Below are 21978 nucleotides of genomic sequence, written 5' to 3'. Positions count from 1 at the left end.
GGTTTTATGCCTATGATAATTAATTTTAAATCAAACCCTTGATTCAAAAAGTAATTTTAAAATATTTGAATAGTTACGACCTTATGGTAAAATTTCTAATTAAAGATAATTGAGTAAGGTATTATTGCTTTATACGCAACGTCTTTTCTGATAAAATGGAAGAAAATAAAAATTACAGTGGTGTCATTTTATATAAATAAGGTCGTATTACTCTTGTGGTAAGTAAACGGGATCAGTAATTTAGGCCTGAATCGGGGGTTTAATATAAATGGTTAAGTCAGTAGATAGGGCATTAACAATTATTTCATTAGTAAGCAAGCGTAAAGAAGGGATGGGTGTTACTGAGCTGGCCGCCAATCTAGATTTAAATAAAAGCTCTATATTCAGATTATTAAGTACTCTTGCAGATCATGGATTCATCGAACAAAATCCTGAAACTAAAAAATATAGATTAGGCTATAAATATTTAGAATTAAGTTCGATGCTACTTGAATCTATTGACCTGAGAACTCAAGCTAAACCTTTTTTGGAAGAGTTAGAATCACAATTTAATGAAGTAATCCACTTGACGGTATATGATCAAGGAGAGGTAATTTATATTGAAAAACTTGAAGGAAGTGAAACCCTTAGAACGCATTCTCAAGTAGGAAGAAGGGCCCCGATGCATTGTACGGCAGTTGGGAAGGTCATCTTAGCACATCTGCCGCTTAATGAGATTGTAGATATAATTGACAAGTATGGTTTACCAAAACATACTGAAAAAACGATTACAGATAAAGACTCTTTTTTTAAGGAATTGGGAAAAATAAGGAACGAAGGCATTGGTAAAGAAGTTGAAGAAAATGAACCTGGAGTCTCCTGTATTGCAGCACCAATTTTTGATAATCGGAAGAAAATTACCGCTGCTATTAGTATTTCAGGACCAAGCTTCCGAATGACTGAAGAAAGATTAGCTGAAATTAAACCAATTATAATGGATATAGGTATAAAGATTTCCAAGCGGCTTGGTTACACAGACAATTGATTGGTATGAAGTAAGAATTGGTTATAAGACCAGTTCTTTTTTTATGCAAAAAATTATTGATTGTCTGTTCACCGACGAATTTTTATAAAAAAATTTAATTACAAACACTTGAAATATTCAAAAAACGGTGATATTATCAAAATATGAAACATGGTTAGTTGATAAGCAACAACGAATGTCTTATTTTTTTAATTATAAAATGAAACGATGTTGCTTATTATGAGATGAAGGAGGAGTAATAATGGTTTTTTCTAAAGAGAAAAGCGAACTTTATAATGATTTAACCAAAAGAATTCGTCGGCACATAGTTAAAATGACAAATCATGCCGGAAGTGGGCATCCCGGTGGTTCTTTATCTGCTACTGAACTTTTGTCAGTACTTTTTTTTGAACACATGAATGTAGATACCAACAATCCAGAATGGCAAGACCGTGATTGTTTCTTCCTATCAAAAGGACATTGTACACCTGTGTTTTACTCGGTTTTAGCTGAAAAAGGATTCTTCCCTATTGAAGAGTTAATGACATTCAGGGATGTAGACGGTAGATTACATGGACATCCATGTGGAGAGCATATCCCAGGTGTAGACATATCATCAGGATCACTTGGTCAAGGATTATCAGCTGCTAATGGTATTGGATTAATTGCAAAACTAGATGGTAGCAATAGAAGATCATATTGCATGATCGGTGATGGAGAGTTACAAGAAGGTCAAATATGGGAAGCGGCGATGACAAGTGCACATTACAATCTTGATAACGTTTGTGCAATAATCGACTGGAATAAAATCCAACTTGATGATTTCGTTGAAAATGTGAAAGGTGTTAAAAATCTTGGAGATAAATTTAGAGCTTTCGGTTGGCACGTTGTTGAAATCGATGGCCATGATATCAATGCAGTAAATGATGCGTTTAAAGAAGCTAAACGCACAAAGGGTAAACCTACTGCAATTCTAGCTCATACCGTTAAGGGCAAGGGAGTTTCATTTATGGAAGATACACATGAGTGGCATGGAATGGCACCGAATGATGAGCAGTTAGAAATCGCTTTAAAGGAGTTGGCTTAAGATGGCAAATCTAGAAGCACCACGTAAAGGTTTTGCTGATGCACTAATTAGACTTGGCGAAAGACATGATAATTTAGTAGTTCTTGATGCGGACTGCGCAAAATCAAATATGACAAATCTTTTTAAAAATAGATTTCCAGAACGCTTTTTTAACATCGGTATTTCTGAATGTGATTTAGTTGGAACTGCGGCTGGCATGGCGATAGCAGGTAAAGTACCATTTGCAAATGCTTATGCAAACTTCCTTACTGGACGCGCATTTGATCAGATGAGAATTTCGGTATGTTACTCAAATAACAATGTGAAAATTGTCGGTCATAACGCTGGTACATCAGCTGCTCAAGAAGGAGCAACACATTTGCCGCTTGAAGATATATCTTTAATGCGCTCTCTTCCACGTATGACAGTAATTGTTCCAGCAGATGCTGTTGAAATGGAAAAAGCAGTAGAAGCAGCTTATTACCATGAAGGACCTATTTATCTGCGTGTTGGAAAATTACCAGTACCGATCGTTACAAAGAAAGAAGAACCTTTTGAAATCGGTAAAGCAATTAAATACCGTGAAGGATCTGATATTACAATCATCAGTACTGGTATTATGCTTGATGAATCACTAAAAGCAGTAGAGGAGTTAGAAAAACAAGGTGTAAGCGCTGAACTTTTGCACATTCATACAATTAAACCTATTGATAGAGAAGCAATTGTAGCATCAGCTGCGAAAACAAAAAATGTTATCTCAGTTGAAGAGCATTCAATTATCGGAGGTTTAGGTAGTGCAGTTGCTGAAGTACTATCAGAAAACCAACCTGCTAAATTAAGAAGAATCGGTACAAATGACCGTTTCGGAGTTTCTGGGAAAATGGATGAACTCCTCGACCTCTTTGAATTAAGAGCACACCGGATTGTTTCAACAGCAAATGAATTATTAGGTGAAAAAGTAAATAGCTGGTAACCTATTTAGATCATGAAAGGGGGATGGGTTTTGTCAAACGTGACCCAATATCCAAATTTAACGGATACATTAGAAAATCCTCTCTTCTCTAAATCAGATGATAGTCTCCGTGCAAAAATAAAAGATCATTTAAAACAAACAAAACATAAGTTTATTGTTCTAGATGATGATCCAACTGGTGTCCAAACTGTCCATGATATTTTTGTCATTACAAACTGGAGCAAAGATTGGATTAAAAAAGGTTTATCTGATCAGAGAAGTGTACTTTACATTTTAACAAATACAAGAAGTTACAATGCCGAAAAAGCTGAAAACATCAATAGAGAGATTGTTCAAAACATTGTTGAAGTAACGAAAGAAATGGGTATTAACTTCTCAATTATTAGTAGAAGTGACTCAACATTAAGAGGACATTATCCACTGGAAATTGATGTACTACAAGATGAACTTTTTAAAGTGGGTAATGGTGAGACTTCAGGACACTTAATTATACCTGCCTTCTTTGAAGGGTATCGTTATACATTAGATAATACTCATTATTTAGCTGTAGATGGCCAGCTTGTCCCTGTATGTGAAACGGAATTTGCGAAAGATTCGGTATTCGGCTTCCAAACAGCTAATTTGCCAAAATGGATTGAGGAGAAGACAAATGGAAGAGTATCTTCAGAGTCCGCATTGATCATTTCACTCGAAGATATTCATATCGGTGGTATTGATAAAATTTACGAGATTTTACTCTCTGCCAACAATAATACTCCTATTATAGTGAATGCTAAATCTTATTATGATTTAGACATTCTATCATTAGCAGTCCTAAAAGCAATTGATTCTGGTAAACAATTCTTATTTAGAACTGCGGCATCTTTTGTAAAATCGATTACTGGAATAAAAGATCGTCCATATTTGTCAGCAGATGAGATTGTTTCAAAAGATGAAAGCCGTAACAATGGTGGATTTATCGTTGTAGGTTCTCACACGAAAAAAACAACGGAACAAATTAACGAACTAATGAAGAAATACCCGATTGAACAAATCCAACTTAATGTTGTGAAAATAATAGATGAAGAAACAAGAGCTGAAGAGCTAACACGAGTATGTCAATTAGTAGATTATAATATTTCTTCTAATCGAGATACGCTTGTTTATACAAGTAGAGATGTAATTATTGCAAAAGATAAAGAAGAAAATTTAAAAATTAGTCAAACCGTTTCACGTGCTTTGGTCGAAGTGGTTCGTTCACTAAAAGTTAAGCCGAAATTTATCATAGCTAAAGGCGGTATAACCTCTAGTGATGTGGCAACTAAGGGCTTGGAAATCAAACATGCAAAAATTTTAGGGCAAGCAATCGCGGGTGTTCCAGTATGGTTAACTGGAAGTGAAGCTAAGTTTAAAGATACACCTTATATCGTATTTCCGGGTAATGTAGGGGAAAAAGAATCGATTGCTCAAATCTTTGAAAATATTAAAAACGATCAAAAGGGAGAGTTTTAAATGGCTAAACAAAAAATGACAGCAGCTGAGTTAATTGCATTGTATTTAGAAAAAAGAGGAGTAAAACATCTTTATGGTGTACCAGGAGCTGCAATCCTACCATTTTATGATGCAGTAAAAGAATTAACGAAAATCGAGTCATATGTTGTTCGTCACGAGCAAACGGGTGCTTTCATGGCTGACGGTTATTCAAGAGCAACTGGTGAGGTTGGTGTTTGTGCTGCAACTTCAGGTCCAGGAGGAACGAACTTCTTAACAGGCCTTTACAGTGCATGGATGGATTCAATTCCAATGATTGCTATTACTGGCCAACAAAAAAATAGTTTAATTGGAACAATGCAATTCCAAGAAGCTCCTATAGTTGAAATGGCTAAACCTGTAACGAAAGCTGCATATCGTTTAACAGACGGTTCGATAGCTGCTCAATTTATCCATGAAGCATGGATAACAGCTACAACTGGTAGAAAAGGTCCAGTTCTACTTGACTTACCAGTTGACCAACAAAAAGTTGAAATCGAAGTTGATATCGATGAACTGATTGCATCTACTCCAGTAGATAACTTACCACAAGCTACTGATGCGGATATCCAGAAAACTTTTGAATTATTAAAAGATGCTAAAAGACCAGTATTGCTTTCTGGTGGCGGGGTTAACCTTGCAAACGCTACTGCTGAACTAAAAGCATTAGCTGAAGAACTTCAAATCCCTGTTGTAACTACTGGTATGGGTATGGATACATTCCCTAACGATCACCCATTATTCGCTGGACGTATGGGTACAATGCTTGATACTCCATTCGGTAACAAAACAATTGTTGAAGCTGACTTAGTAATTAACCTTGCTGGACGTTTTGCTGACCGTTCTACTGGTAATGTTGGCGTATTTACACAAAACGGTAAGAAAATTATCCACGTAAACCTTGATAACAAAGAAATTGGTAAAGTTGTACCAACTACTTTAGGTATCGTTTCTGATGTTAAAACATTCATGGTTAAACTTACAGAAGCGTATAAAGACCTTGGGGCTACTGTAGCTGCAACTGCCGAAGCAGATACTAAAATTGACTTAACGGAAGAGCGTAAAAAATGGGCTCGTAAAACGGATTACAAAACACTTCCGATCAGACAAGAGCGTGCATTACGCGAACTTCGTGAATTCTTAGATCGCGATGCATTCGTATCACATGACTGCGGTATCAGCCAAATCTGGTCTTGCCAATTATTTGAAACGTATGAACCAAGAACATACCTATTAACTGGTGGTGCAGGTACAATGGGCTGGGGGCTTGGTGCAGCAATGGCAGCAAAACTTGCTTTTCCTGAAAGACAAAGTGTTAACATCCTTGGTGACGGAAGCTTAGGAATGTCATTACAAGATATCGCGACAGCTGCAAAGCATGATATCCCAGTCATCATTTTCTGTATGAACAACTCATTACTTGGATTAATTCGTCAACAACAAAACTGGTTCTATGATAACCGTCGTATTTCGACTGACTTAGAATACAAGAACGAATTAACTGATGGTGAACATAGTGAACGGGGAATTGACTTCGTTAAAACTGCAGCAGGCATGGGTGTTCGTGGTGAGCTCGTTACTCATTATGACGATATCAAACCAGCATTACAACGTGCAGTTGACTCAGGTAAACCATATATAATCGAAGTACTAGTAGATGGTGATCCTGAAAAAGCATGTGAGTTCTCTAATAACGGGGCACTTAACGGATTTAAATATTCCGATAAAATCAACTATTCCAAATAGTTATTACTTTGTAAATCTCTGAGAACCTAATGAAGCAATTGGTGATTTTCCGATTGCTTCAGAGATAATCTTGTCAAAATAACGGTTATGTAAATGGAATCAAGTTAACGAAAAAGTTTCAATATTAAAGGAGGGAAGCCGAAAAATCGGCGAAAACATGTCAGCAAATCTTCATAATTCAATGAAAGTCGGAATTGTCCATTTTATGGCTTATCCTGAAACAATGGGTGGAGAAGGTCCAACTGTTGAAACAGTTAAGAAAATTGTTCAAGATGATTTTTTCTCTGGAATTGAGATTACATCTATTAACAACCTTGAAGATCGTAAAGAGGTTGCGCAAATTTTAGAATCTGGCCGAATGACTGTCGGATTTGGTGCACAACCAATTCTTTTAAGAAACAAAGGAAATCTTAACTCTTTTGATGAGGCTGAGCGAAGAAGAGCGATCGAATTAGTGAAGGGTGGAATTGACCAGGCATACGAATTAAATGCTTCTAAATTTGGTTTCTTAAGCGGTGCAAAACCAGATGCTGATCAAGATACTGCGTTACAATTATTATCAGAATCGATTAAAGAATTATGTCAATATGCAAGATCTAAAGGTGATCTTATTCTTTCACTTGAAACATTTGATGATGAGACAGATAAAAAATGTTTAATCGGTTCTAATAAACTTGCTGTTGAAGTGGCAAAAGAGGTTCGTAAAGTAGATCCTACTTTTGGATTAATGCTTGATTTAAGTCATTTACCAATGCAGCGGGAAACGTCAATTGATGCATTAACGGTTGCTCGTGACTATATTAATCATGCACATATCGGAAATTGCTACATTAAAGATACTTCTAATCCTGCCTATGGTGATCAGCATCCCCGTTTCGGCTATCCAGGAAGTGAAGTAGATGTTCCAGAATTAGCAGAGTACTTACGAGCTCTATTAGAAATTGGCTATATCGGCAAAGGGAATAAGAATGTTGTTGCCTTTGAGGTAAAACCAGTTGGTACAGAGTCATCAGATATTGTTATTGCCCAGTCAAAACGTACGCTTATTGATGCATGGTCATTAGTGCATTCAACAAAAGGCCGCCTCGTAAGTCTTTCTATATAAATTGCAATTGCTTTACTGAGCGACAAGTATTTGTACTTGTCGCTCAGTAATATCATGAAAAATACACCAATAACTAAACAAATGAATCAATCGTTTAACTCGCTTATGATACAAAATGACTTATTGTCTATCATCTGCCTAGGATGTTATGATTCTATTAAAAATTACGTTTTGTAATAAACAATACTATGATCTTATATTGATTATATAGGAAGGGGAGTTATTGTTTGGTTAAACTGCAGCAGGACATTGACGCGAAAAGAATCAGTACTAGAATTGAAGAACTTGCTCGTTGTTCATCTACTACTGTCGGTGTCACAAGATTACCATTCACCATCGAAAGTACGAAAGCCGAAAGACTTGTTGAAGAGTGGATGAAAGCAGCAGGGATGTCTGTAAGAAAAGATGGTCTTAATAATATGATCGGCCGTTATGAAGGAAAAAATCCAACAGCACCCGTTTTAATGATTGGTTCCCATTTAGATAGTGTCATTGAAGCAGGTAAGTATGATGGGATTTTAGGTGTTATTTCGGGAATAGAAGTTGTTCAATACCTTTACGATAATAAAATTGTTTTAGACAATCCAATTGAGGTAGTTGGTTTCTGTGATGAGGAAGGAGTAAGATTTCATTCAACTTTCCTTGGAAGTAAAGCAATCGCTGGAACTTTTACTCCAGAAGATTTGGAAAGAACAGATGAAAATGGAATCACTATTGCTGAAGCTTTAAAAGCAATTGGAATTTCTGACCCAGATGCATATAAACACGCTAGTCGTACTCCTGAGGAACTTCTCGCTTATTTAGAACTTCATATCGAACAGGGACCTGTTCTTGAGAAGGTAAATGAGGCAGTTGGAGTCGTTACTGGGATTGCCGGTGCGACAAGATTTTCTTTTGACATTATTGGAAAACCGGGTCATGCAGGGACAGTTCCTGTTGCTATTAGACAAGATGCCCTTTTAGGTGCAAGTGAACTTATTTCTTTTATCGAGAAAATTGCACTCGAAAACGTACCATTAGTTGCAACAGTTGGTAAACTTACAGTTAGTCCTGGTGCGAGTAATGTCATACCAGGTTTCGTTACAGGAACGCTCGATATTCGGGATTTAAATGTCGAACGTAAACAAAAAGCGATTGATGCTATTTTAATAGCAAGTGAAAGAATAGCTGAGACTAGAGGATTGCAAATTACATTTGAAAAAGTAATGGAAGCTGACCCGGTATACTGTAGCGAAGAAATCATGACCTTAATTGAACAATCAATTAGTGAACAGGGGGGAAGCGTTATTAAGCTAGTGAGTGGTGCTGGTCATGATGCAATGGCGATGGCCGATGTGACGGATGTTGCGATGATTTTCGTTCGTTGTAAAGATGGTCTTAGTCATCACCCTGATGAATTCGTGACAGATGAAGATATGGGTGCCGGAGCTAAAGTGCTTCTATCTACAGTTATGAAAATAGCTGGAAAACAGTCTAATAATATAGATGATTAATTAAAAAGACTTACTAAAAAACTTGTGATCCGGCTATATAGGATCACAAGTTTTTTCTTTAAGAATAATAGAAAAACAACAAGCAGAAACTATTCACTTATATCGATGATAGAATGAGAAAAACTAAGGCTTTTGCCATTCGATAGGCAGCGAGCCTTAGTTTTTTGATTTGGTTCTTTTCTATAAGAGATTGTTTTTTTAAAAGAAAAATCTCCTACCCCTCATTACTAAGTAAATAGCAATTAAGTTTGCTAAAACAGCCTTTTAATTTCATTGAAAGGTCTGATTAACTCCCTCTCATTTAAGTAAAATTTGATCGTAAAAGTAACGCGATTCGTAATTGCAGCGATTCTTGAGAATCATGGATGGAATAATTTAAAATTTCTTCACATTTGGCAATTCGATATTTTACTGTATTTCTGTGTACATACAATTTTCTAGAGGTAATCGCAATTTCACAATTATTATCTAAATAGACAAATAAAGTATTAACTAAGTCTTCTTCATCCTTATTTTTCGGATACGCCAGAGAGCGCAACGTATTTTCGTAAAATTTCCGCAGATCCTTCTCAGGAATTAATCGAATCAGTTCCTTTAATTGCTTCGTTTCATAAAAATTTATAAATTTGTATTGAAACAATTCTTCTCCTTGTTTCCATGCCTTCACCGCTTCTTCATACGTTACAGGAATATTGGTAAGATCATTAAAAAAGTTACCGATTCCAAACGAGAGTGAAATTTTCAAATTTGTATAGGCCTCATTCTGAAATTCTATAAGTCTTTCTTCAATTGAGCTTTTATTTGGCTCATCAATATTTGAAGGAAACTGCATTAAAATCACAAAATATGAATCCTTCATGAAAACGATATTTTTATTATCGATTTTTAAAAATGATTGTTTAAAAAATTTATATAAATAATCGTATAATCTATTCATGATATCTGTGCTTTGTTTATTATCATCTATCTTACATACAATGCAAACGTATTTCTGATTGTCTAATAAGCCATACTGTTTTCCCATGTGAATAATTTCTTGTTTAGTCGATACGTTCCCATCAACAAGCGAAGCAAAAAAGTGATTTTCTAACATACGGCTGTTCTCTCTAATCGCCTCATTTTTAAGCAAGGTGAATGATATGACAGTTGATGCTTGCTCGATGGTTAATTGTGAAGAAGGATATGGCAGCTTCTCCGGATTTAAAATAATTAATAAATATGGATATGGGTTCATCGTTTTTACTTTAAACATTTTTAACGAAATTACTGGATGATGTTGACGAGTGATACCGATTGTAAGGTCATTTTTTTCTCGGTAGTTATCAAGATTACGTTTAAAATGATCCTCCACATTTTCCATGACGATTTTCATATTTCCCGTTTGAAAATGGTGGGAAAATGATGTTACATCACCGATAGGGTCTAGAAGTAGAACAGGACATTTTAATAAAGAACCAAGGTTTTCGATTAAAGAATGCAAACTATAGCCTTTCATCATCATATTGGTAAATTTCTTGTGTACATGAATCGCGTAAAATAATTCTTCAATTTGGTTATCCCAAATAAAGCTTATTAATTGATGGGCTACCGTACCTAATGTTAATGATTCCGGAATTTGAATGATTGGAAATTGTAATGAGTCAGCTAAATCGATTACCTCTTGTGGAATGACATCAATGAATCGTTTAAGTTTAATCGCAATTCCAGCACAGGGACGCTTATTTATTTGCGAAATGAGATCACCTAACTGGTGCGGGGCATCTTTAAAGGCGTAGCCTGTCGTCAATAATAAGGAATTCTCGGCCAAAAAATGGATGACGTCAGGAGTTTCTGATATCTCAATTGAATCAACTTTCCTTTTGAGTCCGGCATGTCCAGCAAGAATTTTTGCTTCTTGTAATACATCTACGATGAATAAATCTTCGACAATTTTCATTCTAATCCCTCTTTTCTCCTTCTTTTGCCAAGTATATTTTTAATGATTGAACGAGAATAGACATTTTTTAATGTTTTGTTTAAACAAATATCTCTAACTAAATTGTTTAAAGTGAATAATGATTTTGAAAATTAAATCATTTAAAATTAATTGTACAAAGAATTGATTTGGAATGAAACTGTTTTCAAAAAAATTTGCAAAAAGGCAGCTTAATATAAAAGTCATTTATTATCTTGTGGTTTTTACCATTGAGGAGGGAAATTATGGGTACATATGATTTAATTATTCGAAATGGAAATATTGTAATAGACACGATTGTTCAAGGGGATATTGCCATTAAAGACGGGAAAATTAAAGAAGTGTCTGTCGGAAAAAGTTTAGCAGCAACTGCAGAGAGGGAGATTGATGCAAGTGGACAGCACATCGTACCTGGATTAATTGATACCCATGTCCACTTTAATGAGCCAGGCAGGACTGAATGGGAAGGCGTACGAACAGGTAGTAGAAGTTTAGCGGCAGGTGGGGTAACAACCTATTTTGATATGCCATTAAATAGTACACCTCCAACAATTAATAAAGAGAATTTGGAATTAAAAAGAGTCTTGTCCGAAGAAAAGTCGGTTGTCAATTGCCGCTTTTGGGGTGGACTTGTACCAGAAAATATTGAGAATATTAAGGAACTATATGAAAATGGGGTAATTGGTTTTAAGGCTTTTATGTCGCCGAGTGGAATTGCCGATTTCAATCATGTAGATGATCGGGCGATTTTTAAAGGAATGAGTGAAATCGCTTCAATTGGTTCTTTATTAGCAGTACATGCCGAAAGTACGGTTATTTGTGATCAACTCGCTGAAGAAAAACAAAGGCAAAATAAAACATCTGCCAAAGACTTTGTTGAATCAAGACCGATTATTTCCGAAATTGAAGCGGTAAGACGGATTATTTCGTATGCTGAAGCGACAGGTTGTAAACTGCATATCGTTCATGCGAGCAGCCGAAAAGTCGTCGAAGTCATTAATGAGGCTAAGCAGAGAGGTGTAGATATTACTGTGGAAACATGTCCTCATTATTTATCATTGACTTTGAAAGACTTAGAGGAAAAAGGCGGGGTGGCAAAATGTTGCCCACCACTGCGAGATAATCAAGAAGTAGAACAGCTATGGCTGGCTGTAGCAAATGGTGAAATTGATGTCATAGCTTCTGACCATTCTCCTGCACCGCCAAGCATGAAAAAAGTAACAAATGGAGACTTTTTTAAGGCTTGGGGCGGTATTTCAGGTGCTCAATCTACCCTGAATATTATGTTGACTGAAGGGTATTTTAATCGTAATCTGCCTTTAGAAAAGGTTGTTGAGTTAACGGCTGCGAATCCTGCTAAGCTGTTCGGACTTTATCCGCAAAAAGGAATCATTGCCGTTGATAGTGATGCCGATCTGGCAATAGTAAATCTAAACGAAAGCTTCGAGCTGAAACAGGAAGATTTGTTCTACCGCCATCAGCAATCCCCATATGTTGGCAAAACCTTTAAAGGAAAAGTGACAACAACGATCGTAAATGGAAAGGTTGTCTTTGAAAATGGCAATATTACAATTGGGGAAAAAACCGAAATCAACTCCTATTAATACCATATGTTAGGAAACAAAAAGCTAATAACAGGACTAGATCACTGTCTCATGTCCTATTATTAGCTTTTTTAGATGTCTAAAGAAAAGTGGGAGATACAAATCGGTTTGAAGGACTAAGAAAATTGTAGAAGTAAAAGTCTTAATTTATCCAAAGTATACAAAAATAAAAAGTGTTTTTATTCATTAGTGATAATGACGAATAAAGTGAAAACGATTAACATTTAATTAGAAACGAATAATTCAAAGAATAAAACATAAGGGGAGTTTAAATAAGATGGGTTATCCTAAAGACTTATTATCAAGCAGATCAATCATTGAGCACGGTAAATATGCATTAATCGCACCTGAAGGCTTGGTTAACAATGTGATTCCAGGATTTGAAAATTGCATTATTTCGATTTTAGGTTCACCAAAACTTGGAGCAAGCTTTGTTGATTACGTTGTAACCATGAAACAAGATGGTAAAAATAGTGAGGGATTCGGCGGGCAAGAAAATATCGAGACGTTCGTCTATGTTCTTGAAGGCAAAATTAAAGCTGCTGCAGGTGAGCAAGAATTTATTCTTGAAGAAAGCGGATATTTATACTGTCCTCCAGGAACAAAAATGTATGTAGAAAACCAATTTGGCGGAGAATCAAAACTATTTCTTTACAAACAAAAATATCGTCCGCTTGAAGGACGGAAACCATGGGTTTATTCAGACCATGCGAACAAGATTGAATATAGAAATTATGATGATATGCATAATGTTAATATTAAAGATCTTTTACCTACAGACCTAGATTTTGATATGAATTTTCACATTCTTTCTTTTGACCCTGCTGCATGCCATCCGTTTATCGAAACACATGTACAAGAGCATGGTGCCTACTTACTTTCAGGAGAAGGTATGTATAATCTAGACAATCAATGGATTCCAGTGAAAAAAGGAGATTACATTTTTATGGGACCATATGTACATCAGGCAGCTTATGCTGTAGGCAGAGAAAATTTAACATACGTTTATTCTAAAGATTGCAATCGTGACGCTGCATTGTAAAAGGTAAGCAGAATGATAGCTTAAATGAAGAATAGAAAGGAAGTATATTCTTCATTGTAATGATCATATAAAAAATAACAACAAAGTATGCAAAAATAGCTAAAAAAATAAGAAAAATGAGGTGTTGGGAAGTGGAAGGGGAAGCGACTTTGACAAAAATCGAAGCGATAAAAGCAGAAAGAGTTTTCGAAATTGATAAGATCGCAAAATTTGATCCAGATGAAGCGCAAAAAAACTATTTCTATGAAACAGATAAAACAGTTGGAGCCGTTTGGTGTCTTGAGCCTGGCCAGGAATTATATTTACATTCCCATTCGAATGTTGATGATATTTGGGTGTGCATGGAGGGAGAAGGAATTTATTTCCCAGACTTAGAGAATGAAATTCCGATTAAAAAAGGCATGGTATTATTAGCTAAACCAAATCAAATTCATGGAATGAGAAATACAGGGACAGAGCGATTCATGTTTGTAGGCTTTGCTGCTGGTTCATTGCCAATGGATATTACGAGATATTAATAGTAATAATGAATTTATAAACTATAAATTTGTTAAACTAAATAATGTAAATATCCGTCTTTAAAAAGTCGATTGATGCTTTAAACATTCATATAATAAGTGATTGAAGAGGAGCGATTGTAATGAAGACAGTCGCTTCTCTTCATTTTATATAAATAAATCCAATTTATTTCAATCAATAGGATTCATAAAGTAATCATTGTTTTTGGAAGAGGTGTCGATTCATGATAAAGCAAGGAGCTGTTGTAGCATTCTTGTCTCCTGTACAGTGGCTTTTTTTTATGTTTGCTAATACGGTAGTTGTTCCAATTTCTATTGGAGCTGCGTTTCAGCTTCCTCCCGAAACGATTGAAATGACAATAAGATGCTCTTTTATCTTTACAGGCATTTCTAGTATCTTGCAGGCCTGGGTTGGCCATCGTTATCCATTATTGGATAGTCACTCTGGATTAATGTGGGGCTTAATGCTAAATATGGGGATTTCGGCTTCCGCACTTGGTATAGACTATGCAACAGTTGGGGGAGGAATTACAACAGGTTTTCTGCTCGCAGGAGCTGTAACTGTTCTAATTGCTGCGTTCAATTTTATTTCGATTATACAAAAAATCATTAATCCGATGGTAATAAGCGTATATATTTTTTTGTTAACCTTTCAGCTCATCTTTATTTTCTTCAAAGGAATGTTCAAAATAACTGAAAATGGGACAATTGATCTTCCTGTCAGTTTTGTTTCAATTGGGGTTGTTATTTTTGTAGCTCTATTAAAGATTAAAGGCGGAAGAGTTTTTGGCAATTTTTCAATTCTGATAGGAATGGTTGCAGGATGGTTAGTGTATCGACTTATTTTCCCGTCAGTTCATCCGGTAGAAGGCTCTTCTAGTATGGAATTCACCATATTCCCTCTTGGGGCTCCGAACTTAGAGCTAGGGATTGTTTTCGTCTCTTTTTTTGCATCCCTTCTGACTTTGACGAATTCTTTTGCCTCCATTCAAGCTGCTGCAGATGTATATAAGGTAAAGGTAGAAAAAAAACAATACAAAAGCTCAATTTTTTTAACGGGGATTTTTGGGGTTATCACTGCCATTTTTGGCTTAGTTCCTTTTACACCCTTTACATCCACAATCGGATTCTTACAAAGTACAAAATTATATAGGAGAAAGCCGTTTATGATTAGCGGTTTTGTGTTTATCCTGCTTGGAATTATCCCGCCTTTAGCTGAATTTTTAGGTACCATGCCACTAACAATAGGTAATGCGGTTTTATTTGTTGCTTATCTTCAATTGTTTGGGACAGCTTTAAACAGCTTAAAGGGTATATTCTTTAACTCGGAAACGATATTCCGTTTAGCAGGTCCGGTACTAATTGGAGTCAGTCTAATGAATATCCCTCCGGCCCTATTCGGCAGTTTTCCAGTTCTATTGCAGCCATTAATTACAAATGGTCTCATTATGGGTGTAATCATATCGATCATTTTAGAGAAAATGGTAGATTGGAATAAGTTAACAACGAAATTAGCCGGATAGGCATTACGACAAATAAAGAAAATTGGATTGAAAACTTTTCTTTATTTGTCGTCACTTTAAAATTTGGGGTCATTTTTATGCTGGATTTAATCTATTAAATGATATGACGGATGTGCATGATCGTTCCGATTGCCTTCTGGATAACCCGGCTTAATCTTTTTCGACAAATGATTTACCAGCGATTTAGCTGGAAGGGAAAATTAATTATGATATGGCACCCCTTAATTTCGGTAAAAAATATTCCGAATATTCTTGAATCAATTTCTTGCATGTGATAAAATTCATTTCAACAAAAGATTTAAAAGAAACTGTATCTCTTAATAAGCAACAGATAATAGAAAGGCGTGATATTTATGAAATAAAAAAAGAAAGGTGGATACAATAACTGGCCCCTAAACGATTTCCTTAAATTCTTTATAAGCTTAATTACCTATATTAGCTTTGTCCTTAAGTGCAGCAAGCATAGGGAGGTAATATTGGTGGTTATTAGAATGGTTGTTATATTTATAACGACAAAAAAAATAACTTGGTAATACAGGTCTTTTTTATTAGAATAAAATAGAAACAGCGTTGTTCAATAGCGAACGTAATTAGTGCCTTCTAATTATCAATAAAGACGGTATTAATGAAATTTATGCTTATATACCAATGGGTTAGACTGAATTTTCATTCAAGATTAATTAACTAGATTAAGAGGAGGATTTTTATGTGCGCAAATATTACAATTGAACGGAAAGACACTGATTACCTAGGGTTTTATAAAAATCTACCTTCAAAAATTTGTTCTGATTGCGGCTATGATATTATCGAACAGCATGAATTGTACCTGAATAAATGTGAACAGTGCATAAAGAAGGAGTATGATTGGGATAAAAAATGAGTATTGAAAAACGGTGTTACAAAAGAGCTTTTGAATTTCTCATTTTCGATAAGTATCTTGAGAATCAAAAAAGAAAGTGAGGAATTACTAGAAGAGCTCAAATAGCACCCATCGCTTTATAACTTAATAGTAAGTAAGTGCTGAGGAGGAAAATAAAAACTCTCTTAGCACTTTTTTATTTAATTTTCATCTCCATTTGAATCCTTAAGTGAGAAACATTCCATTATGATCGAAATGTTCCATCATATGTGTTATATGATCCCTGGATACCATGAGAATCAAAAAGGGTACCGGGAATTGGAAATGCCTAGTTAAAAGTTTGTGAAGAAGTAAAAGAGGGGTCTAGCGTAAAGAGCTTAAGGTATATGAAATTGCCAATATGGATGAAGCTAGACGGTATAAGAAGCAAGTGAGAGAAGATTTAGACCGCAGCATAGGCCTTTTAAATAAGGCAGTAAAGTTCAAAACTTATAATTTATAATTATTGCCCTTGTGGGAAAAATCACCACTAAAAACAGTAGTAATAAGTAAATCATTATGTATCCACCCTTGTCTCCATCTAATGCTGGATTATAAGAAGGGTGACCATTGTGGAATTTGTAGTGATATTTACTGTGGACTATGTCTTAACTTATTACGTTCAGTAAGATCCGTAGGTATCAAAACAGGCAGTTTTTAAATAAAGGATGACGGCCTTAATACACAAGTGCATTCTTCGTTAGAATTATTTATGAATTATACGGATTAGATGGAATAATAGGAATAGGGCAGAGAGAGGTTACGATATTGTACTGGGGTTTTAGATGAATTTGCATATATACTCCGGCAGTCGCAAGGTCACCTATTATCCCGCTGAAGGTGTTTGGGATGTTATCTGGTGGGTTCGTTGGACCAAAAGTAACCGGACCCTCGGTCATCTCAATCAGTGCGTTCCAACGCGTTATGATTGGAAGCATTTGATCGTTAGGAAGGAACCGATTTAGCTGCGCACGATGCGGTTTTGTCATCGAAACGACGATTGATGTTTGCATAAGTCCTTCAACGCTGTAGGTAAGCGTGCCCGTAGTTGGGTTCCATGCGATGAGTGAAGTATTAAGATTCATATTTATCCCTCCTTTAAAAATAAGATGTAATTTATCATATGCTTGTCCTCAAAATCAGTTCGGATACTTTTTTCAGCATATATGAGATTTTTATATAACCCGCAGGAAACAGTAGGTTATTATGGCGACCACTTGGTATCAGATACTCACCAATATCAAGATTATGGAGCAAAGCACTTAGAAGGTGTTGGTTATACTCTGTCTTGAGTTACCATGAAATTTATACTTGGGAAAAAAGGCAAGAATAAATAGAGGAAGCTCAGTCATTTAAAAATTGCGAGGGACAGCTTATCATGGCCCTATAGGCAAAACTGCTAAAACATATTCCTCTTCAGTGCCATTGAACACATCTAATATAAGAGAGTACTCCCTATTTGTAGATCACGAAAATCAGTTTGATTAAATTAATAAACACTATGAACATTATTATTAACTCCTTATATTTCCCCATATAGCAGCCTATGTCTTTTTTAAAAATTCCCCATAGTATATTACATATCTCAAAACTATTGTGAAAGGGGTTATGTATTGAAAAAGACGGAGCTATCTGGACGAATCGTGACACCTGATGATCCTGAATATAGACAGGCAAGAATTAATAATAATTTAAGCATCCCAATATTCCCAAGGGTTATTGTATTTTGTCAGAATGTTCAAGATGTCTTAAATGCAGTGAGATGGGTGAGGGAGAATAATATACCGTTTCGAGTGAGGAGCGGCCGGCATAGCTATGAAAATTAATTAAAAAGAGTAGTAGTACAAAAAGAGATTCATAAATTTTGAATTTCTTTTTATTTATGGATGAATTGGGAGGTAGTTATTGAAGCTTTTAATAATGATGTGAACGAGTTACCTTCCGTTGTAAAGAGACAGAAAAGTGGGAAGGGAAGGTTACGATCTGAAGAAGTATTTCGAGTCAATAATAGACATGTTTTTTACAATTGATGAAGGATTGAGAGTCATATTTCTTAAACATGGCTTTTATTACATGCAACCCAGATTTATAAAAAATAAGAGCCTAGAAATCGTAATCGATTCAGGTCTTCCAAGCAATTACATTAAGGCTTATTTGTCGATATCACTCACCGAAGTTTGATATATACGAGTTATAATTGGATATAAAAAATTTTAAGAAAATTTTAAAAATTAATATTGAATTTACAAAAACGTGATGGTATTCTTTATTTATAAGTTTTAGAAACGTTGTTTTGTAATAAGCAACAACAGGTCGATAAGTATGACTAAAAGTGTTAATAACACTAAATAAACTGTCGACAGACGACATTAAGGAGTGGAGTTTGAGTGCTCATATATTGAATTTTTTCTGAAAGCGGCTAACGATTTATTTAGGGGGTGTTCTCCAGAAAATAAGGTTACTACTATTAGTAAATCTTTGATAAGAAAGGGGAGTTAGAAAGGGAAATACACATAAACTATATTGTCTGGAGATACATACCTACACAGGAAGTATGACTCAATAATAATTTGCGGAAAAATATTGTTTTTAAAAGGGGACTAAAATGCGATTTGTATCTTTTGAAACAAGACCACATGCCAAATATAGCTACGGAATAAGATAAGTCTCTGCATTCTGGGGATTAAGACTAAAAAATTGTATACGTTTTATTACTTACTTAATTTTATATTTTACTAGAAAGGAAAAGCTTTTTTTGCTCTTAGGGAGGAAAACATGAGTACCATTCAAAAGACATTTAAGGTATTGGAAAAGACAATTGAAGAATTACAGGAAGCTTTGACGACGGGAGAAATTACATCCGTTGAGTTAGTACAAATTTATCTAGATCGTATTAATGCTTATGATAAATCTGGACCAAATTTAAAAAGCATAATTAGCATTAACGAAAGTGGACTCACGGAAGCCGCACGTCTTGATAAAGAAAGAATTGAAGGAAATTTACGGGGACCCCTACATGGTATACCCATTATATTAAAGGATAACTTTGATACAGTTGATAAGCCAACAACAGGTGGAGCCACGATACTTAAAGATTTCATTCCAACAAAGGATGCATTTGTGGTAAATAAACTACGAGAAGCAGGAGCAATAATAATTGCGAAATCAAATCTTGGTGAACTAGCAATGTTACCTCAGAACTATAGTTCATTAGGAGGGCAGACGCTAAATCCATACGATTTAACAAGGACTCCAGGAAGTTCAAGCGGCGGGACAGGGGCTTCCATTGCGAGTAATTTTGCAGCTGCTGGAATGGGAACTGATGGCGTAAATTCTATTCGTTCTCCTGGTTCCGCAAATAGTCTTGTGGGGTTTAGACCTACAAAGGGACTTTTAAGCCGTGAGGGAATTATGCCTGCAACAATTACTCAGGAAACAGTTGGCCCGATAACCAGAACAGTACAGGATGCTGCTGTATTGTTGGACGTATTGGCCGGGTATAATCCCTATGATTCAACTACAGCCTGGAATGTTAGTCATATACCCAAAACCTATACTGAATTTCTACAAAAAGATGGGTTAAAAGGGAAAAGGTTAGGTGTCCTAAAGACTTTATTTGGTAGTGATTCAGAGCATCAGGAAGTAAATAATATTATGGAAAAGGCAATTGAGGATTTAAAAAATAACGGTGCTGAGATTGTTTATTTGGATATTCCAGAACTTGATACCAATCGTGTTCTAGAAAAAGATGTTACTGTTTTTGAATTTAAAACTCTATTTAATTCTTATTTGGAAGGTCATGCCACTAATGCTTCAATAAAATCATTAAAGGAACTTATCGATTCGAAAACTTATGACAATAGAATTGAAAACTTCTTATTGGATACACAGGCATTAGAAAATCCATTGGAAGAAACAGAGTATAAGAAACGCTTGCTTTATGGTTTGGAGCTAAAGAATATCGTAATCAAATCTATGGCAGACAACAATCTTCATGCTATTGTATATCCCCATCAAAAACAGCTTGTTGCGAAAGTTGGGGAGCCGCAGACGGGGAGAAATGGGATTATAGGAGCCATATCAGGTTTTCCAGCTATAACGGTTCCAGCAGGGTTTTCAAGTCCTGAAATATCAGCTCCTATTGGGGTTCCAGTTGGAATTGAATTTCTAGGACGTCCCTGGAGTGAACCTATTCTATTTGAAATAGCTTATTCATATGAACAAGCTACTCACCATAGACAGCCCCCAATTGTAACACCAGAATTATAGAGCATGGCGGTTCCGAAAGAGTCATTTAAATTATAAGTTGATTTAGAATTGAATTTAATTAAGAAATCATATAAACCCGGCACATGAACAATAGGCTGGGGGTGTTTGACCTTTTTGTTAAAATGAATGACATGGTAACAGCAATGGTATAACGTTTAATATGTAGGTGTTGCTGTGGTTTTATCAACTCCTATAGAAATATTGCTGGTGTTATTAACCATTTTACATTGGGCTTATCGCTAAATTCACCGGCTCTTTTACTGTAGGTCTAATGATTTTTTTCCTTCACAAGGTATTTTTAACTATTGCAGCTGCAATGATTAACTGCGTAAAGAAGGTTAGAGCTTAATCTTAAAGTTATGATTTAAACAAGAACTTTCAGATTGAAGTAAATTATTCTCATATTTTTTTACAAAAGAAAAAGGAGATCAAACTTGTGCGAATCTTAGTTATTAATCCGAATATTTCAGAGAGTGTTACAGAACTTATAGCAAATGAGTCTCGACGTGTTGCATCCCCAGGAACAGAATTAACGTTTGCTACAGCTTCTTTTGGGGTTGCTTATATTGAAACGAGAATGGAAGCCCTAATTGGCGGATACGCAGCGGCATGCATTGCGGCTGAACGCCACGGTGAATATGATGGGGTAATTATTGATGCTTTTGGAGATCCCGGACTTTTGGGTATCAAAGAAATGCTTGACGTTCCTGTAGTAGGAATGACAGAAGCCGCTCTGGCCTCGGCATGTCTCCTGGGAAAACGCTTTTCGATTATTGCAATTTCATCACGTATCAAGGCATGGTATTTAGAGACTGTTCATAGTGGCCATTTAACAACACGTCTAGCTAGCATCAGATCATTAGATGATCCTTTGCGTGATATTGGTTCTGTACAGGAAGATCATTCCAAGCGGTTAAAAGAGCTTGCAAAAGAGGCGGTTGAGAAGGATGGCGCTGACGTTATTATTCTGGCTGGAGCTCCTCTTGCAGGGTTAGCTCGCACCCTTGAAGGTCAATTATCTGTGCCAGTAGTTGATGGTGTGTCTAGTGCTGTACGTCATTGTGAGTCACTAATAGCTCTTAATCCCGGAAGAGCAGTAGCGGGCAGTTTCGCTAAACCACCAATAAAGCCTAATAAGGGTTTACCTCCAGCTCTAGCGGCCATTCTTGATCGTACTTGCTAATTTATTAATATTTTTTAGGGAGGGAATCCTTAAGTTCAATCTTATTGACAATGATACAGTCTAAATAAATCTACGTTCTTTTTTATAAACTA

The 21978-nt window shown here is 35.7% G+C and carries 16 protein-coding genes and 2 pseudogenes; 16 read left to right on the top strand and 2 right to left on the bottom strand.

The annotated features are described in order from the left end of the window. Positions 1-268: 268 nt before the first annotated feature. The 7 genes from E2K98_RS22855 (at position 269) to E2K98_RS22825 (ending at position 8895) form a co-directional block, all read left to right on the top strand. Complete coding sequence (locus tag E2K98_RS22855; RefSeq protein ID WP_133338299.1) at positions 269-1024, top strand: IclR family transcriptional regulator; 756 nt, start codon at positions 269-271, stop codon at positions 1022-1024. Positions 1025-1265: 241 nt separating this feature from the next. Further along, positions 1266-2090, top strand: coding sequence for a transketolase (locus E2K98_RS22850; protein WP_133338297.1), 825 nt, complete (start codon positions 1266-1268; stop codon positions 2088-2090). A gap of 1 nt (position 2091) precedes the next feature. Further along, entirely contained in the window at positions 2092-3042 is a 951-nt protein-coding gene (locus tag E2K98_RS22845; RefSeq protein WP_133338295.1) for a transketolase family protein, read from the top strand. 39 nt (positions 3043-3081) lie between these two features. Further along, complete coding sequence (locus tag E2K98_RS22840) at positions 3082-4533, top strand: four-carbon acid sugar kinase family protein (RefSeq protein WP_235824914.1); 1452 nt, start codon at positions 3082-3084, stop codon at positions 4531-4533. Beyond that, the gene (locus tag E2K98_RS22835; RefSeq protein ID WP_133338291.1) at positions 4534-6297 is read left to right on the top strand and encodes a thiamine pyrophosphate-binding protein; all 1764 of its coding nucleotides are present in this window, start codon (positions 4534-4536) and stop codon (positions 6295-6297) included. Positions 6298-6454: 157 nt separating this feature from the next. Next, positions 6455-7402: a sugar phosphate isomerase/epimerase family protein gene (locus E2K98_RS22830; RefSeq protein ID WP_133338288.1), complete on the top strand. Its 948-nt coding sequence runs from the start codon at positions 6455-6457 to the stop codon at positions 7400-7402. A 227-nt stretch (positions 7403-7629) separates the two neighbouring features. After that, positions 7630-8895, top strand: a complete 1266-nt coding sequence (locus tag E2K98_RS22825) for an allantoate amidohydrolase (protein ID WP_133338286.1) — start codon at positions 7630-7632, stop codon at positions 8893-8895. Positions 8896-9196: 301 nt separating this feature from the next. Here E2K98_RS22825 and E2K98_RS22820 read toward each other — a convergent pair whose 3' ends face one another. Then, positions 9197-10831: a PucR family transcriptional regulator gene (locus E2K98_RS22820; protein WP_133338284.1), complete on the bottom strand. Its 1635-nt coding sequence runs from the start codon at positions 10829-10831 to the stop codon at positions 9197-9199. A gap of 263 nt (positions 10832-11094) precedes the next feature. On the opposite strand from E2K98_RS22820, the gene E2K98_RS22815 reads away from it, so the two are divergent. From E2K98_RS22815 to E2K98_RS32370, 6 genes and pseudogenes are all read left to right on the top strand, one after another. Continuing rightward, positions 11095-12453, top strand: coding sequence for an allantoinase (locus E2K98_RS22815; RefSeq protein ID WP_133338282.1), 1359 nt, complete (start codon positions 11095-11097; stop codon positions 12451-12453). A gap of 277 nt (positions 12454-12730) precedes the next feature. Continuing rightward, entirely contained in the window at positions 12731-13495 is a 765-nt protein-coding gene (allE, locus tag E2K98_RS22810) for a (S)-ureidoglycine aminohydrolase (RefSeq protein WP_133338280.1), read from the top strand. 149 nt (positions 13496-13644) lie between these two features. Continuing rightward, positions 13645-14013 carry a cupin domain-containing protein gene (locus E2K98_RS22805; protein WP_235824911.1) on the top strand — a complete coding sequence of 123 codons (369 nt, stop codon included), beginning with the start codon at positions 13645-13647 and terminating at the stop codon, positions 14011-14013. 224 nt (positions 14014-14237) lie between these two features. After that, positions 14238-15536 carry a uracil/xanthine transporter gene (locus E2K98_RS22800; RefSeq protein ID WP_133338276.1) on the top strand — a complete coding sequence of 433 codons (1299 nt, stop codon included), beginning with the start codon at positions 14238-14240 and terminating at the stop codon, positions 15534-15536. A gap of 706 nt (positions 15537-16242) precedes the next feature. Continuing rightward, positions 16243-16416, top strand: a complete 174-nt coding sequence (yhfH, locus tag E2K98_RS22795) for a protein YhfH (protein ID WP_133338274.1) — start codon at positions 16243-16245, stop codon at positions 16414-16416. Between the two features lie 361 nt (positions 16417-16777). Beyond that, positions 16778-16897 (top strand): annotated as a pseudogene (locus tag E2K98_RS32370) (hypothetical protein); the annotation flags it as partial. Positions 16898-17144: 247 nt separating this feature from the next. Here the strand turns inward: E2K98_RS32370 and E2K98_RS22790 are convergent. Beyond that, on the bottom strand, positions 17145-17519 hold the full coding sequence (locus tag E2K98_RS22790) for a hypothetical protein (protein WP_133338272.1): 375 nt from the start codon (positions 17517-17519) through the stop codon (positions 17145-17147). Between the two features lie 528 nt (positions 17520-18047). Between E2K98_RS22790 and E2K98_RS22785 the strand changes: the two are divergent. The 3 genes and pseudogenes from E2K98_RS22785 to E2K98_RS22775 all read left to right on the top strand — a co-directional run. After that, positions 18048-18257: pseudogene (locus E2K98_RS22785) on the top strand (FAD-binding protein); the annotation flags it as partial. Between the two features lie 952 nt (positions 18258-19209). After that, positions 19210-20703: an amidase family protein gene (locus E2K98_RS22780; protein ID WP_133338268.1), complete on the top strand. Its 1494-nt coding sequence runs from the start codon at positions 19210-19212 to the stop codon at positions 20701-20703. Positions 20704-21139: 436 nt separating this feature from the next. Next, positions 21140-21886: an aspartate/glutamate racemase family protein gene (locus E2K98_RS22775; RefSeq protein WP_133338266.1), complete on the top strand. Its 747-nt coding sequence runs from the start codon at positions 21140-21142 to the stop codon at positions 21884-21886. The last annotated feature ends 92 nt before the right edge of the window (positions 21887-21978 follow it).

Source organism: Bacillus salipaludis, assembly GCF_004358205.1.
This window is presented reverse-complemented; position numbering and strand designations above follow the sequence as displayed.